We start from the raw sequence: 16,069 nt of genomic DNA on the forward strand, positions 1-16,069 counted from the left end.
ATCGTCGGTGACGGAGAGCACCAGTTTGGCCGCTAGCCCAGGACACTCCGCTGTGCGACGGTGGTTTCCCTGGCGTCCTAGCCGCCCAGACCACTGCGGACAGCAGCCAAGGAGCGCGTCGAACCATGGGTACGGATCTCTCGGCACACCCCGGCCGGCTCGACCGCGGACGGTACCGCCGGAAGGTCCAGCGATGCCTCGACACCTTGGCTCGGATGCTCACCGACGGGAGTTTTTCCTTTCCCCGCAAGAACATCGGCCTCGAAGTCGAGCTGAACCTGGTGGACGGGCAGCTGCGCCCGTCGATGACCAACTCGGTCGTGCTGGAGGCGCTCGACGACGCGTCGTTCACCACCGAGCTCGGCCAGCACAACCTGGAACTCAACGTGCCGCCGCGCCCGCTCGCCGGGGATTCCGCGCTGCGCCTGGAAGAAGACCTGCTCTCCTACCTCGCGAAAGCGCAGGAGAGCGCGGCGCACACCGGTTCGTCGGTGGCCATGATCGGCATTCTGCCGACGCTGGGCCCGGAGCATTTCGATCAGAAGTGGCTTTCCCACAAAACGCGCTATTCGTCGTTGAACGACGAGATCTTCGCCGCCCGTGGCGAGCGGATCGCGCTCGCGATGGACGGTCCGGCGCTGCCCGGCGGCCAGCCGGAACGGCTGCGGCACTACGCGGAGTCCATTCTCCCGGAGGCCGCTTGTACTTCGGTCCAATTGCATCTGCAGGTGGCCCCGGAGGAATTCGCGGCGCATTGGAACGCCGCGCAATGCCTGGCCGGCGTGCAGATCGCGCTCGCCTCGAACTCGCCCTTCCTGCTGGGCAAGGCGCTGTGGCACGAAACCCGGATCCCGCTCTTCCAGCAGGCCACCGACACCCGGCCGGAAGAGCTGAAAAACCAGGGCGTCCGGCCGCGGGTGTGGTTCGGCGAAAGGTGGATCACGTCGATCTTCGACCTGTTCGAGGAAAACGTCCGCTATTTCCCAGGCCTGCTGCCTGAGACCGATCTCGAAGATCCGATCGAGGCGCTGGAATCCGGGCAGGCGCCGAAGCTTTCCGAACTGCGGCTGCACAACGGAACTATTTGGCGGTGGAACCGCCCGGTGTACGACGTCGTCGACGGCCTGCCGCACCTGCGGGTGGAAAACCGCGTGCTGCCCGCCGGTCCGACGGTCGCCGACATGGTCGCCAACGCGGCGTTTTTCTACGGCGCGCAACGCGCACTGGCCGAACAAGAGCGGCCGGTCTGGTCGCAGATGTCGTTCCAGGCAGCGGAAGAAAACCTGTACGAGGGCGCGCGCAAGGGTTTCGACGCGCAGCTGTACTGGCCCGGCATCGGCTGGATCCCGCCGGACGAGCTGGCGTTGCGCGTGTTGTTGCCGCTGGCGCACGAGGGCCTTCGCCGTTCGGATGTGTCCGACGAAGCCCGGGTGCGCTATCTCGGCATCATCGAACGCCGATGCCTCGCCCGCCGCAACGGCGCGGCCTGGCAGCGGGACTACGTGCTGCGCGCGCACCAACGCGGAGCCGACCGCGAAACCGCGCTCAACTGGATGCTGCGCCGGTACCTGGAACTGTCGGCCGAAGGCGAGCCGGTGCACACCTGGTCGCTCGACGACTGAGCCGATTCGCAAAGTCCCCTACAGTGTTTCGCACGAGAAGGGGGTGGCGCACGTGCCGAAGGTGCTGGGCGGTTCGCTCGAAGCGCACCGCCGCGAAGTGCGTTCACGGGTGTTCGACGTCGTCCGGGCGCAGCTGTACGAGCGCGGGTTCGACGCGATCACGCTCGCCGGGGTCGCCGCGGCGGCTGGGCTTGGCCGCACCGCGATGTACAACCACTTCCCGGACAAGGAAAGCCTGCTCGTCGCGTTCGTGGAGGACGAGGCCGCGCGCTATGTCGAGCGGCTGCGCGAGGCGGTGGACGCCGAAAGCGACCCAGTCGCCCAGCTGGCCACGTTCGTCCGGCTGCAGCTGCGCGTGCTGGCCGAACACCACCTTCCGCCGGGAACCGCGCTGGAATCCGCGCTCGCGCCCGCGGCGTACCAGCGGATCAGCGCGCACGCCGACCCGATCATCGAACAGCTTCGCACCGTGCTGCTCGCCGGAGTCGACGCGGGCAGCTGGCCCGCGCAAGACCTCGATGTGGTGGTTCCGATGATCACCGCCGCACTCGGCAGCCGTCAGGTCATCGATGTGCCCGCTGACCAGCTGGAAGACGCCATCGAGGCCGCCGTGCGGTTCGTCCGGCGGGCGGTCGGTTCGCAAGAAAACAGCTGATTTTAGGGTAGCCTAAGTCGCAATCGTGGCCTACAGTCTTTCTGACAGCTTGTCATAAAGACGCCGGGAGGCCTTTGATGACGGTGACCGCGGACCTCGAAGCCAGCCCGTTCTCCGGACAACTGCGCGCGTCCACGAGGACGGTGCACGAGAAGGCCAACCACTCCACGTACATGAACGCCCTGCTCGGCGGCGAGCTGACGCTGGACGGCTACGCGGCGCTGGCCACCCAGTACTACTTCATCTACCAGGCGATCGAGCGCGCCGGCGACGCGATGGCCGACGACCCGGTCGGCGGCCAGTTCGTGTTCGAGGAGCTGCGCCGGCTGCCCGCACTGGAACGCGACCTCGCCCACCTGGTCGGGCCCGGCTGGCGCACTGAGATCGCCCCGCTCGCCGCCACCGAGGCCTACACCGCACGGATCGCCGAGGCGGCGCGCTGGTCCGGCGGCTTCGTGGCGCACCACTACACGCGCTACCTCGGCGACATCGCCGGCGGCCAGATCATCCGGCGGCTGCTGGAGAAGAAGTTCGACCTCGCCGAGGCGGGCACGCTCTTCTACCGCTTCGACCAGATCGGCAGCGCCCCCGCCTTCCGCGACCGCTACCGCGCGAAGCTGGACGAGGCGCCGTGGAGCGAACAGGACCGCGCCCGGGTGATCGACGAATCCGTGGTCGCCTTCGAGCACAACGTGGCGGTGTTCGACGAACTGGCCCGCGACCTCGCGCGGTACCGGGACCCATCGGCATGAGCCGGGTCACAGCGGGTTGACCTCCACCTAGCTTGAAGTACGACGCTCGGTTTCAGAAGGCTCCCGCACGGGAAGCCGCAAGCAAAACCGCGCGTCGACCAGAAGGAGGGCCCATGGCCCGGTACGAGCTGCCCGAACTCGATTACGACTACGGTGCCCTCGCGCCGTACATTTCGGGCGAGATCAACGAGCTGCACCACAGCAAGCACCACGCGACCTACGTGAAGGGCGCGAACGACACGCTGGACAAGCTCGCCGCCGCGCGGGAGGCGGGCGATTTCGGCTCGATCGTGGGCCTGGAGACGACGCTGGCGTTCAACCTGGCCGGGCACGCCAACCACGTGGCGTGGTGGAAGATCCTGTCGCCGGAGGGCGGGGACAAGCCGACCGGCGAGCTGGCCGCGGCGATCGACGAGGCGTTCGGCTCGTTCGACAAGTTCAAGGCCCAGTTCACCGCGGTGTCGACCACGATCCAGGGCAACGGGTGGGGCGCGCTGTCGTGGGACCCGATCGGCAAGACGCTGATCACCCAGCAGCTGCGCGACCACCACAACAACCTGATCCTGCCGACCACGCCGATCCTGCTGGTCGACGTGTGGGAGCACGCGTTCTACCTGGACTACAAGAACGTGAAGCCGGACTACGTCAACGCTCTGTGGAACGTGTTCAACTGGGCCGAGATCGGCAAGCGCTTCGACAACGCCGTCGCCGGCGGCAACGGCCTCCTGCTGGACTGAGGGCCGAGGCAGCCGCGGGGCCTGGCCCGGGGAGGGCCGGGCCCCGTTTTATTTCGCTTGACCTGGAGTGCACTGGAGGTGTGAGAGTGGAACCCATGGACGTCGACGCCTACCTCGCTCGCCTGGACCTGCCGGTGCCTCCGGCGGCCGACCTGGCCGCGTTACGCCTGCTCCAAGAGCGGCACCTGATGCACGTCCCGTTCGAGAACCTGAGCGTGCACCTCGGAGAACCCCTCGAACTCACCGAAGAAGCGCTTTTCGACAAGCTCGTGCGCCGCCGCCGGGGCGGATTCTGCTACGAGCTGAACGGTCTTTTCGCCGCCCTGCTGCGGGAGCTGGGCTTCGCCGCGACGCTGCACGGGGCCCGGGTCTTCAACGACGCGGGCGAGCCCGGCCCGCCGCTGGACCACGCCGCCATCCTCGTCCAGCTCGGCGACGAGCAGTACCTGGTGGACGTCGGCTTCGGCAGGTTCAGCCGGCAACCGCTGGCGCTGTCCGCGGTCGAGCCCCAGAGCGATCTGGAGGGCGACTATCTCCTCCTGGACGCCCCGTACGGCGACGTGGACGTCCTGCGCGACGGCAAGCCCGAGTACCGCCTGGAGCGCCGCCCACGGCAGCTGTCGGACTTCGCGCCGATGGCGTGGTGGCAGTCGACCTCGCCGCGATCGCACTTCACGCAGTCCCTGACCTGCTCCCGCCCGACCGCCCAAGGCCGGGTGACGCTGTCCGGCGACCGGCTGATCGAGACGGTGGACGGAGTGCGGCACGAGGTGCTGCTGCCGAGCGACGAGGCCGTGCGGATGGCGTACCACGTGTACTTCGGCCTGCGGCTGAGCCGCCTTCCGATGCGCCCGGGTGAACATCCGCTGGAGGTCTCGACCCCGCACCCGTCCTGACGCTCACCCCGTGAACGGCCTTGCCGTCGCGGGGAAGAGCCCCGACCATGAACAGAGCCCCGCATCCCGGGGTTCCCAGGTTGCGGGGCTCTGTCCGTTCCCGAACTGACTGCCGCTCCCACCACGAAGCGGACATGTATGAGGTTAGCCTAACCTCACCAATAGAGGCAAGACCGTCCCCGCGGAGACCTCGGTCTCACCCGCCCGAGTGACAACTTTCGGCGGGCTTCCGTCGTGTCCGGCAGCCATTACCGCAGGTCAAGCCCGTTCCCGGGGCAGAATCCGCAGGCCGTTGCCCAGCCGCCGGGGCAGCCGTACGCCGCCTCGCCGGATCAGCACCACCGCGCACACCACCGCCGCGATCGCCGAGATCGCGCCGCCGATGTAGAACGGCGACCGGCCGCCGAACGTGTCGGCCATCCAGCCGGTCATCGGCCCGCCGATCGGGTTGCCGCCGATCAGCACCAGCACGTAGATGCCCATCACGCGGCCGCGCATCTCCGGCGACACCGACGTCTGCACCAGCGCGTTCGCCGTGTTCAGGAAGGTGATCGTGGCGAAGCCGAGCGGGATCAGCCCGATCCCGAACGCCAGGTACGTCGGCATGAACGCGGTGATGAACTCGAACGTCCCGAGCAGCGCCGCGGCCACCAGCATCAGCCGCACCCGGGGACGGCCCTTCACTCCCCGGCGAGCCGACGCCAGCGCGCCGGTGAAGGTGCCGACCGCGACGAGCGTCGACAGCAGGCCGTAGCCGTCGGCCTGGGTGTGGAACACGTTCGCGGCCACGATCGGCAGCGACGTGAAGTAGGTGATGCCGAACGTGCTGACGAAGAACATCAGCACCATGACCGTCACCAGGTCCGGCCGCCCGCGCACGTAGCGCAGGCCCTCCGCCAGCTGGCCCTTCGCGCGCGGGATCGCCGGGCCGCGGAACAGCTTCGCCGGGTTCATCAGCGCGACCCCGGTGATCACCGCGATGGTGCTCGCCGCGTTCGCGATGAACAGCCAGCCGGTGCCGACCCAGGTGATCGCGAACCCGGCGATGGCCGGTCCGACGATGCGCGCCATGTTGAAGATCGACGAGTTCAGCGCGACCGCGTTCGCCACCTGGTCGCGGCCGACCATCTCGGCGACGAACGACTGCCGCGTCGGCACCTCGATCGCCGAGGTCGTCCCGAGCATCACGCACAGCAGGTAGACGTGCCACAGCTGGACGACGCCGGTCAGGTCGAGCACGCCGAGCAGCACGGCCTGCAGGCAGTTCACCGACTGGATGAGCATCAGCAGTTTGCGCTTGTCGACGCGGTCGGCGAGCACGCCCGCCCACAGCGACAGCAGCAGTGTCGGGATGAACTGCAGCGCGACCGCGACGCCGAGCGCCACCGGGTCGTTGCCCGACAGCGTGAACACCAGCCAGTCCTGTGCGATGCGCTGCATCCAGGTGCCGATGTTCGAGATGACCTGGCCGCTGAAGAACAGCCGGTAGTTCCGCACGCGCAGCGACGAAAACATCGTGCGGCGGGTCTTGGTTTCCTGGGTTTCCGCGCCGGTTTCCGCCTCGGAAGACGTTTTCCCGGCAGTAGAAGACGGGCCGGGCGGAGCGGAGCCGGACGGCGGCGGTGCCGTGTCCCGGGTAGCAGAGGATTGGGCCGGACATCCTGTTTCGCTACCCGTGGTGGTCACCTGTGCTAGTTCCCCGCCATCCTGTCGATGATCTCCGCGGCTCGGGAGAGCACTTCGAGCTCTTCCTCGCCGAGTTCGGCCAGTTGCCGGTCCAGCCACGCCTCCCGCACCGAGATGGCCTTGCGCACGAACGCGAGCCCGTCGTCGGACAGCTCGACGATGGCCTGGCGGCCGTCGGTCGGATGCGGCCTGCGCTCGACGAACCCCATCTCCTCGAGCGCGGCGATCACCCTCGTCATCGAGGGCGGCTGGACGCCTTCCTTCGCGGCGAGCTGACCCGGGGTCAGCGGACCGCATTTGTGCAGGGTGGACAACGCCGCGATCTGCGTGAGCGACACGTCGTCAGCCACCCGCTGTGCCCGGAGCCTGCGGTTGAGCCGCACCACCGCGAGACGCAAGCGGCTCGCCAGGGAGCGCTCGTGCGGGTCGCCGGACATATAGTTAGCATACCTCACGACCTGCGCTCGGCGCTTGCGCCGGTCAGCTGAGCGCGGCCTCGATCGGCCCGACGGCGAAGTAGGCGACGAACGCCACCGCGATCACCCACATCAGCGGGTGCACCTTCCTGGCCTTGCCGGTGACCGCCTGGATCACGACGTAGCTCACGAATCCGGCGCCGATGCCGTTGGCGATCGAATAGGTGAACGGCATGACCACGATGGTCAGGAACGCGGGCAGCGCGATCTTGAAATCGGTGAAGTCGATGTCGCGGACCTGCGCCATCATCAGCGCGCCGACCACGACCAGCGCCGGCGCGGCGGCCTCGACCGGCACCACCTGGTACAGCGGGGTCAGGAACATCGCGGCGATGAACAGCAGGCCGGTCACGACGTTCGCCAGCCCGGTCCGCGCGCCCTCCGCGATGCCGGCCGCGGATTCCACGAACACCGTGTTCGAACTGGCCGAGCCGAACCCGCCGGCCGCGCCCGCGAGGCCCTCGACGAACAGCGCCTTGCCGACGTTCGGCAGCTGGCCGTCCTTGTCCACCAGTCCCGCTTCCTTGCCGAGCCCGGTCATCGTGCCCATGGCGTCGAAGAAGTCCGCGAGCACGAGGGTGAAGACGAGCAGCACCACGGTGATGATCGGCAGCCGGGTCCATGCGCCGAACGACACGTCGCCGACCAGCGACAGGTCCGGAAGGCCGACGACCTTCTCCGGCAGCGCCGGGTAGCCGAGATTCCAGCCCTTCGGGTCGGTGCCGTTCGACTGCCCGGCCTTCACGATCGCCTCGACCACGATCGCGAGCACGGTCGAGCCGAGCACGCCGATCAGGATCGCACCCTTGACCTTCTTGGCCACGAGGACCGCGGTGAGCAGCAGCCCGACGACGAACACCGCGGTCGGCCACGAGGCGATGGAACCGCCGATGCCGAGCCCGACTGGGACCGTGGTGTGCGCTTCGTCCGGGAGCCTCCGCACGAAACCGGCGTCGACCAGCCCGATCAGGCAGATGAACAGCCCGATGCCGACCGCGATCGCCGACTTCAGCGCGGGCGGCACGGCGCGGAACACCGCAGTGCGGAAGCCGGTGAGCACGAGCAGGACGATGATCACGCCCTCGATGACCACCAGGCCCATCGCCTCCGGCCAGCTCATCTGCGGCGCGATGGTGACCGCGAGCAGGCTGTTGATGCCGAGCCCGGTGGCGATGCCGAACGGGTAGTTCGCGACGAGGCCCATCAGGATCGTCAGCACGCCGGCGACCAGCGCGGTCACCGCCGCGACCTGCGGCACCGGGAGGATGTGGCCGAGCACGTCCTTGTGCGCGGACGGGGTGTCCGCCGCGAAGCTGCCGATGATCAGCGGGTTCAGCACCACGATGTAGGCCATCGTCACGAACGTGACCACGCCGCCGCGGATCTCCCGCCCGGTGCTCGACCCGCGTTCGCTGATCCGGAAGAAGCGGTCCAGTGTGGACCCCGCCCGCTCGCGCTGCTCCGCCATTTCCCCGCCTGTCTCGCTGTTTCGGTCCGGGTAAGCTCGGTGTCGTGGACGAACCGACCAGTGCCCCGGACGCTCCGGCCGCCTTGCGGCACACGCCGGACCTGCCGAAGCGGCTCACCGACCTGACGCCGGTGGTGATCGTAGGTACTGCGCTCTGGCTTGTCGCGCTCGTGGTGCTCTTCTTCACGAGCGGGGGCGTGTGGGTGCAGACGTGCCTGGCCGGGATCGCGCTCGGGTTCATCGGGTTCGGGATTATTTTCTGGCAGCGCGCGGCGGCCCGGCGCGGGTCCAAGTCGGCGCAGCGGCTCTGACGTTCCCGCCGGTTCTCCCCGGCCTCGCGGACGTCAGTTCAGCAGCGTGCGCGGCGCGGGGTCTTCCAGCAGCGCCGTAATGCGGTAACGCTCGCCCCAGCGGTCGCTCGCCCAGGCGAAGGCGCGCGCCAACCCCTCGGACGTGTCCGCGGCGTGCAACCGGTCATCGGACCACCACGGCACCTCGGCCGTTTCGCCGTCGACCGTCACGGTGAGCGGATCGTGCAGCAGCACGCCGCCCTCCGGCAACGCGATGCCGAGCTGGTCCGCGGCGAGCGCGAGAGCGGGCAGGTCGGCCCACGCGACGTACTCGCCGGTGCTGTCGATCTCGGCTTTGAGACTGCTCGCGACCGGGACGTCCAGGAGTTCCGCCAGCCGCTCCGGTTCGGCAGGCGCGACGATGATCTTCGCCGGGGCGAGTGCCGCCGCGACCCAGGGAACGTCCAGCACCACGGCATCCTCGACGACGCTTCCGTCCGCCGCGCGGACTCGGGCGGGCGCGTCGACGTCGGAGATGTCGATGGGCGCGGCCACCAAGGCCGCGTGTGCGCGGGCCACCAGCCCCGGCGTCGGAGTCCGTTGTGGATCGCCGAGCCGTTCGAGCAGATCGGTGACGTCTTCCGCGGTCTCCAGATCCAGCCCGGTCCGGACGCCTGCCGCCCGGAGCAGTTCGTCGCTCAGTTCGAGATCCGGCACCGGGTCGTACAGCCCCGCCAGCGCGGTCGCCGAAGCCAGCCGCCACGCACCGGGCGCTTCGCCGGCCAGCAAGGCGTACCGCGCGAGCCACCAGCCCGCGTGGCCGTCCGGGCTGTGCAGCGCCTGCCACGTTTCCGGACGCGCCGCGATCAGCCGGAGCGCGTCCGGCCAGGCGTCGTCCGCGACGAGGTCGAGGTCCCGGATGGCCACCACCGTCGTCGGCGGCTGCTCGAACGAATCCCACCACTGCTCTTCGTCCGGCAAGTTGTGGTCGGGCTCGTGCGGCTCCTCTTCCAGCACGATCGCGAACGAGTCGAGCACCTTCGCCGCGACCAGCGTCCCCGTGGGCCAGTCCTCCGCGAATTCCTCGTCCAGCACGGAAAGCGCGCCGCCGGGTTCGAACACCTCGGGGTCGATCACGTCCAGCAACGGCGACGTCGGCAGCACCAGCTCGTCCGCGCGCCGCCAGCCGTCCTCCGAGGGAAGCGCCAGCGCCCCGATCCACTCCGGTGCCTGGTCGCCGCAATCCGTGACCAGGCGGAGCACCGCACCCGCGAGGTTCATTCCGTCCAAACCGGACTGAACGTCGGCGACGCTGTGCTCGACCGCGTACTGCAGTTGTTCCGCTTCGAGGAGCTGGCGCGCGTCAGCGTGCTTGGCCCCCAGCAGTTCCAGCAATTGATGCGCCGCACCCGGATGCACCAGCCGGAGCCCCGGAACGTCCACATCGGACAGAAGTTCCCGTAGTTCGCTGCTGCCGTCGACGAGCAGCGCACCCTTGACGCCCGGCAGTGTCCGGCCGTCCGACAACGGAACCGGAAGCCCGTCCAGCTGATTCGGGCTGAGCGCGTGAGACTCGACCGCGACCGCCAGCTCCGCGTAGAGCTTCTGCCACCAGCCGGGCTCACGGTCAATGCCAGTCAGGACTTCAAGGACGTCACCGATGCCGAGGATGTGCGCGGACACCGGCTTGAGCAACCGCGGATCCGCCTGTACGAGGCCCGGGATGAGGTCCGCGAGCAGCGGAGCCAGCCCGTCGACGTCGAGCACCCTGGCCTGCTGCCCGGAGACTTCGTGACCGTCCACTGTGGCCAGCCACGGTTCCTGCGCGAGCGCGGAATACACCAGCTCTTTCAGCTTTGCGTCCACAGTGGACAGCGGGAAGCCCGCTGCGGGCACCAAAGTTGCCCGGTGCTCCGCCTTGACCGCCCTGACCAGCCCGATGTACTCACTCGCCGCGTTCTCCAGCGCGCGAGTGAGTTCCGCCCCGGGAAGCACCCGGCGACGGGACGGTTCCAACGGCACTTCCGCGATCAGCCTTGCCGGAAGCGAAAGACCTTCGTCGGTCGGCGTAGGCGCGTGCAGCACGTCGTCCTCAAGCGGCTGCGGCACCTCGTCGGCGTCCACCGGAATCGCCCAGATCCCGTGCTTCAGCCAACGCCGTTGCCCAGCCGGGGAAGTGATCTCAACGATCTCTTCGCCGCTTCGAGTCCACTTGCGACCGTCTACTTCGGCCTCAGCAAGCCAAGGCAGCGCCAGCAAGAGGTCTTCGATCTCGTTCGCCAGGCTGTCGAGGAGTCCTTCCCCGGATTCCCTGAGCGGCAACCGCACTTCGGTGGCGAACCCGTCGCTCGGCTGTTCCGCGATGGGAAACGGCAGCCGCAGCACCGGAACATCCCCGTCCCGCCCGGATTCCTCCCGCGTGCGCTGCGCGGAAAACGCGACCCCGCCCGAGGTGGAAACCACCCTCGGTTCGTCAGTGACAGTCAGGACCGCCGCGAACCCGACCCCGAACCGGCCGACCGTGCCTTCCTTGGCCGAGGCCCGCAACGACGCCAGCGATTCGACACCCCGGCTGTCCAACGGCACGCCGGTATTCGCGAACCGCAGCTCACCGTCCACAACGGACACCCGGATCCGCCCGGGTTCGCCCGCGAGCTGCGCGGCGTCGGCGGCGTTCTGCGCCAGCTCGACGAACAGCCGATCGCGATACGCGCCGACGCGCAGGTCGCGTTCGGAGTTGGTGTCCTCAGTGAAGCGGGTCGGCGAGTCGCGCCAGGCGCTCAGGACCGCTTCCCGCAGCCGGACTGTCCCGAAAGGATCAGCCGCTCCCCCAGCGACCTCGTTCACCGGAGGACATCGCTCCCGTCGGAGTCGCCGTGCTGCTGCGCCGAGTCCGTCGAATCAGCTGCTTCCGGCGCGACTGCCTCGACGACAACCTCGGCAGCAGTGCCCGCCGCCGAAGCCTCGGCGACGTCCGCGTCCTCGACCGGCTCGGCAGCCGCCGGTTCCTCAGCCTCAACCGCAGCGTCCGGCTCGGCCGCGTCCGCAACCTCAGGCGCCGTCTCCGCCGCTTCCTCAACCACCGGCTCAGCAGCCGCGGTCTCCACCGGCTCCCCGGCCTCAACCGCAGCCTCCGGCGCAACCGCGTCCGAAACCTCGGCAACGTCAACGGCAGCTTCCTCGACAGCCACTTCCGCAGCCGCCTCCGGTTCCACCGCCGACACTTCAGCGGTCTCCTCCGCTGCCGCCGTCGCCGCTTCTTCAACCGCTGCCGGGTCCGCCGCCACGCTCGGCTCGGGAGCCGCCTCCGGAGCCGGAGTGAAGTCGATCAGCGAATCGTCGTAGACCAGTTCCGCCACCGGGACCGAGGAAGTCACCTCGACCCGCACCTCCGAGTGCGCCCCGCACCCGTAGGCCACGTCCACCACATGCCCGTCGGCAGGCGCGATGTCGTTCGTGCAGGCGCCGAAGGACCCGCGCAACGACCCCGCCAGCGGCACGAAGAAACCGCAAGTCCCACAGGTCGCGGGCGCGCTGCGAGCCATGTCCGACCGCGGGCCGAACTCGCCGCTGTGCCAGCGCTCGGCCGCGTCCAGCCTGCCGAAGCGCGAAAGAACGTGCACCCGGCCGAGGCCGACCTCGTGCGCCGTCTCCTCGACCGCCGGGTCGTCCGACTGGAGGTACGCGGGCGCGAGGCGCGGGTCGTCCTTGTCCGCGGGGAACAGGTCGCCGACGCCGAGGTCGCCCGCGCGCACCCGCTGTTCCCACGGCACCCAAGCGGGCGCGACCAAGGCCTCCGGCCCCGGCTGCAGCACCAGCTCGCTCACCGTGACCGGCTCGTCCGGTCCGGCCACCGCGACGGTGACCGACCAGCGCCAGCCCCGGTATCCGGGCACGGTCGCTTCGAAAAGGTGGCTCGCGGACACCGCGTCCTCGCGCTCCACCCCGACGTGCTCGCCGACCTGTTCAGCGGGGGCTTCCGCCAGCACGGCCTCTCGCGCGATCGCCACGGCGTCCGCGAGCTTCCGGTGGAGAGAGCCGTCGTCCAGGGTCAACAGCAGCGTCATGCCCCCAATTGTGCCGCACGCATCCGCGCCGCCCGTGCCAGGCTGTTCCTCGTGCGAACCCGGATCGTCTGGCCGCTGGTGGCCGCTGCCCTGCTCGGCGGGTGCGCGGGCACCCAAGCGACGCCCGCCCAGCCCGAACAGCTCACCGTCCAGGTGCTCGAGACCCTGCCGCACGACTCGGCAGCCTTCACCGAAGGTCTCGAATACTCCGGCACGACCCTGTACGAGAGCCGCGGTCTCGAAGGACAGTCCGCGCTCACCGCGGGTCCGGCCGGCGGAACGCCAGCCAAACAGGTGACAGTGCCGTCGCCGCTGTTCGCGGAGGGCATCACGGTGCTCGGGCCGAAGCTGTGGCAGCTGACCTGGCGCGACGGAATCGCCATCGAACGCGACTCCCAGACGCTCGCCGAACTGCGGCGCGTGCACTACGACGGCGAGGGGTGGGGGCTGTGCCACCAGCCCAGCGGGCGGCTGGTGATGAGCAACGGGTCGTCGAAGCTCACCTTCCGTGATCCGCAAACGTTTGCGGCCACCGGTTCCGTCGAGGTCAGCCAGGACCAGCTGAACGAACTGGAGTGCGTCGGCGACACCGTCTACGCGAACGTCTGGCAGACCGGCACCATCCTGCGCATCGACGCGAACACCGGACGGATCACCGCGAAAATCGACGCCAGCCGGCTTCGCAAGCCTGCCCGGCCCGGCGAGGACGTGCTGAACGGCATCGCCGCGATCCCCGGGACGGACGAATTCCTGCTGACCGGGAAGCTGTGGCCGTCCTCGTTCCGCGTGAAGTTCGTCCCGGAAAATCAGCGAACCGGCACGTGACCGGGCGGTACGGGACCTCGATGAGGCAGGATTGAACCGTGGCCCTCTTCAGCTCGCGCTCCAGTTCCGACAGCCCTCTCGGCGGGCAGTCGGGCAAAGGCCGTGGGCGGAAGAAGCGCCGCTGGACGCCCGAGCCCGGCGCGGCGCAGGCCCGTTCGTGGCGCGACGCCCCGCCGACCCGGGTCGATCAGGCCGTTGACCAGCGCACTCGCCAGGCTCCGCCGGAGCACGCGCCGGAGCCGCCGAGGGCCCGCCCGGAGCGAATCCCGCCCGAACCTCCGCGCGGCCGCCCCGCTGAACCGCCGCCGCGGACCGAGCACGTCGACCCGCGCCGCTATCCCGGACGTCCGGAGCCGCGCAGCGCGTTCTACGACGACGCGCCGCCGTTCCCCCCGAACGCCGAGGAAGCGCCCACTGGTGCCGTCCCGATGGGACACCGGCCGCCGCCACCGCCGCCGCGCGGAGCCCGGCCGTACCCGCCGCGTGATCACCGCACCGAGCCCGTCCACCCGCGTCCATACGACGACCGTCCCGGCAGCGCCGGCTACGAGCACTACGACACCGGCGGCTACGCGGGCGAACCACGCATCGAAGACGAGCAGGACGAGGCGCTGCACACCACCGCCGTCCCCGGCGCGGGTTCGGTTCCGAAGCTGCCGAAGAAGCTCACCGTCACGCGGGTCGCCGCGCTGCGCAGCCGTCAGCTGAGCGGGCAGGCGATCGGCGCGTTCCAGCGCGCCACCAAGGCAGACGGCGCGGACAAGTCCGGTCTCACCTCGCTGATGTACGCGGTGATGCTGAACTATGCCAGCGACGCCGCGATGGCGATCGCGCTGGCCAACACGCTGTTCTTCGCCGCGACCAGCGGCGAGAGCAAGGGCAAGGTCGCGCTGTACCTGCTGATCACGATCGCGCCGTTCGCGCTCGTCGCGCCGGTGATCGGCCCGGCGCTGGACCGGATCCAGCGCGGCCGCCGGCTCGCGATGTGCGTCTCGTCGATCGGGCAGGGCCTGATGGCCGTGGTGATGGCGCTGCACTTCGACGACTGGCTGCTGTACCCGGCGGCGCTCGGGATGATGGTGCTGTCGAAGTCGTTCACCGTGCTGAAGGCGGCCGTCACGCCGCGCGTGGTACCGCCGGAGATCACGCTGTCGAAGACCAACGCGCGGATCACCGTGTTCGGCCTGATCGCTGGCGGCGTGTTCGGCGCGCTGGCCAGCGGCGTGAGCAGCCTCACCAACTCCTCCGGCGCGCTGTGGTTCACCGCCGTGATCTGCGTGGCCGCGGCCGTGCAGTCGATGCGGATCCCGGCGTGGGTCGAGGTGACCGAGGGCGAGGTCCCGACGTCGCTGTCCGCGCGGCCGGAGCCGAAGCAGAAGCGGCGGCGCCAGCCGATGGGCCGGCACATCGTCGTTGCCTTGTGGGGCAACGGATCCGTGCGCGTGCTGACCGGGTTCCTGATGATGTTCGCCGCCTTCGCGGTGAAGGCGCAGACCGAACACGCCGGGCACAGCCCGTTCGTGCAGCTGCTGTTGCTGGGCATCATCGGCGCGGCGGCCGGGGTCGGCGGGTTCGTCGGCAACGCGCTGGGTTCGCGGCTGCACTTCGGGGCGGCGGACCAGGTGATCGTGGCCTGCGTGGCGGCGTGTGTCGTGACGACGTTGGTCGCGACGCTGCTGCCCGGCCTCGCCACGGCGGCGATCGTGGGGCTCATCGGCGCGACCGCCAGCGCGCTGGCGAAGATCAGCCTCGACGCGGTGATCCAGGAGGATCTGCCGGAACAGTCGCGCGCGTCGGCGTTCGGGCGTTCGGAGACGGTGCTGCAGCTGTCGTGGTGCATGGGCGGCGCGGTCGGGCTGCTGCTGCCGCCGACGTACTGGATCGGCTTCCTGGTCGTGACGCTCCTGCTGGCGGTCGGCCTGACGCAGACGTTCCTGGTGCAGCGCGGCGGTTCGCTGCTGCCCGGCCTCGGCGGCAACCGCCCGTTGCGCCCGGAGCCGACCGGCAGCTTCCCCACCCCCGGGCCCGCCAGGGGCCGCCGGTAATCTCGGGCCATGCGACGTTCCCGGGTGGTGGCCGTGCTCGCGGCCGGTGGTTTCGCGGTGGCCGGCTGTTCCGCGCCGGGCCCGGCCGAGGTGACTTTCTACGCCGACGGGCACACGATCACCGCCGCCCCGATCGGCAACTGCGACATCAAATCGGGCGTCTGCGCGGCCAACCCCGGCGCGACGGGCAAGCTCAAGGTGCGGCCGGGCCGGTCGGTGCAGATCTCGGTGCCGAAGGAGATCGCCGAGACGCCCTGGAAGGTCACCGTGCAGTACGTGAACAGCAAGGGCGAGCCCCAGCCGCTCAAGGAGGACATCATCACCTCCCGCGACCGCTACGCCTACACCGCGACCCCGCCCGCGAAAGACGACCAGATCGTCGTGGTCGAGATCGCGCAGGCGTCGGTGATCAGCCGCACCGGCGACCCGAACGACGCGGAGGCGGTCACGACGGCGCTGTGGTCGCTGCAGGTACAGCCCGCTTGAGTTCTCGAACCTCGTCGACAAGTCCGTGAAGGGCTCCTTGAGGGAATCTGATTCCCTCAAGGAG

Annotated in this window: 13 protein-coding genes and 1 pseudogene; 9 read left to right on the forward strand and 5 right to left on the reverse strand. The window is 69.5% G+C overall.

What is annotated here, in order from left to right:
- The first annotated feature begins 125 nt into the window (after nucleotides 1-125).
- From ACWGIC_RS28920 to ACWGIC_RS28940, 5 genes are all read left to right on the forward strand, one after another.
- Complete coding sequence (locus ACWGIC_RS28920) at nucleotides 126-1,622, forward strand: glutamate-cysteine ligase family protein (protein ID WP_452079077.1); 1,497 nt, start codon at nucleotides 126-128, stop codon at nucleotides 1,620-1,622.
- A gap of 52 nt (nucleotides 1,623-1,674) precedes the next feature.
- Nucleotides 1,675-2,277, forward strand: coding sequence for a TetR/AcrR family transcriptional regulator (locus ACWGIC_RS28925; RefSeq protein ID WP_452079078.1), 603 nt, complete (start codon nucleotides 1,675-1,677; stop codon nucleotides 2,275-2,277).
- A gap of 77 nt (nucleotides 2,278-2,354) precedes the next feature.
- On the forward strand, nucleotides 2,355-3,029 hold the full coding sequence (locus tag ACWGIC_RS28930) for a biliverdin-producing heme oxygenase (RefSeq protein WP_452079079.1): 675 nt from the start codon (nucleotides 2,355-2,357) through the stop codon (nucleotides 3,027-3,029).
- 113 nt (nucleotides 3,030-3,142) lie between these two features.
- Nucleotides 3,143-3,766: a superoxide dismutase gene (locus ACWGIC_RS28935; RefSeq protein ID WP_452079080.1), complete on the forward strand. Its 624-nt coding sequence runs from the start codon at nucleotides 3,143-3,145 to the stop codon at nucleotides 3,764-3,766.
- Between the two features lie 95 nt (nucleotides 3,767-3,861).
- Complete coding sequence (locus ACWGIC_RS28940) at nucleotides 3,862-4,662, forward strand: arylamine N-acetyltransferase family protein (RefSeq protein ID WP_452079090.1); 801 nt, start codon at nucleotides 3,862-3,864, stop codon at nucleotides 4,660-4,662.
- A 258-nt stretch (nucleotides 4,663-4,920) separates the two neighbouring features.
- Here ACWGIC_RS28940 and ACWGIC_RS28945 read toward each other — a convergent pair whose 3' ends face one another.
- The 3 genes from ACWGIC_RS28945 to ACWGIC_RS28955 form a co-directional block, all read right to left on the reverse strand.
- Nucleotides 4,921-6,177 (reverse strand): MFS transporter, encoded by a 1,257-nt coding sequence (locus ACWGIC_RS28945; RefSeq protein ID WP_452079091.1) that lies wholly within the window; start codon nucleotides 6,175-6,177, stop codon nucleotides 4,921-4,923.
- A gap of 176 nt (nucleotides 6,178-6,353) precedes the next feature.
- Nucleotides 6,354-6,785: a MarR family winged helix-turn-helix transcriptional regulator gene (locus ACWGIC_RS28950; protein WP_009083883.1), complete on the reverse strand. Its 432-nt coding sequence runs from the start codon at nucleotides 6,783-6,785 to the stop codon at nucleotides 6,354-6,356.
- Between the two features lie 43 nt (nucleotides 6,786-6,828).
- On the reverse strand, nucleotides 6,829-8,292 hold the full coding sequence (locus tag ACWGIC_RS28955; protein WP_452079081.1) for an NCS2 family permease: 1,464 nt from the start codon (nucleotides 8,290-8,292) through the stop codon (nucleotides 6,829-6,831).
- Between the two features lie 83 nt (nucleotides 8,293-8,375).
- Here ACWGIC_RS28955 and ACWGIC_RS28960 point away from each other — a divergent pair, with 83 nt between their 5' ends.
- A complete protein-coding gene (locus ACWGIC_RS28960) occupies nucleotides 8,376-8,603 on the forward strand; it encodes a DUF2530 domain-containing protein (RefSeq protein ID WP_043827386.1) in 228 nt (75 codons plus the stop codon).
- Between the two features lie 33 nt (nucleotides 8,604-8,636).
- Here ACWGIC_RS28960 and ACWGIC_RS28965 read toward each other — a convergent pair whose 3' ends face one another.
- Both ACWGIC_RS28965 and ACWGIC_RS28970 read right to left on the reverse strand, forming a co-directional pair.
- Nucleotides 8,637-11,429 (reverse strand): sacsin N-terminal ATP-binding-like domain-containing protein, encoded by a 2,793-nt coding sequence (locus ACWGIC_RS28965; protein ID WP_452079082.1) that lies wholly within the window; start codon nucleotides 11,427-11,429, stop codon nucleotides 8,637-8,639.
- Between the two features lie 158 nt (nucleotides 11,430-11,587).
- A pseudogene (locus tag ACWGIC_RS28970) lies at nucleotides 11,588-12,649 on the reverse strand (DUF3027 domain-containing protein); the annotation flags it as partial.
- A gap of 51 nt (nucleotides 12,650-12,700) precedes the next feature.
- On the opposite strand from ACWGIC_RS28970, the gene ACWGIC_RS28975 reads away from it, so the two are divergent.
- From ACWGIC_RS28975 to ACWGIC_RS28985, 3 genes are read left to right on the forward strand one after another with little or no spacing between them, the layout of a single operon-like run.
- Nucleotides 12,701-13,474, forward strand: a complete 774-nt coding sequence (locus ACWGIC_RS28975; protein WP_452079083.1) for a glutaminyl-peptide cyclotransferase — start codon at nucleotides 12,701-12,703, stop codon at nucleotides 13,472-13,474.
- A 38-nt stretch (nucleotides 13,475-13,512) separates the two neighbouring features.
- Nucleotides 13,513-15,519 carry an MFS transporter gene (locus tag ACWGIC_RS28980; protein ID WP_452079084.1) on the forward strand — a complete coding sequence of 669 codons (2,007 nt, stop codon included), beginning with the start codon at nucleotides 13,513-13,515 and terminating at the stop codon, nucleotides 15,517-15,519.
- A 9-nt stretch (nucleotides 15,520-15,528) separates the two neighbouring features.
- On the forward strand, nucleotides 15,529-16,005 hold the full coding sequence (locus ACWGIC_RS28985; RefSeq protein WP_452079085.1) for a DUF2771 family protein: 477 nt from the start codon (nucleotides 15,529-15,531) through the stop codon (nucleotides 16,003-16,005).
- Nucleotides 16,006-16,069 lie beyond the last annotated feature (64 nt).

The organism is Amycolatopsis sp. NPDC054798 (assembly GCF_053611505.1).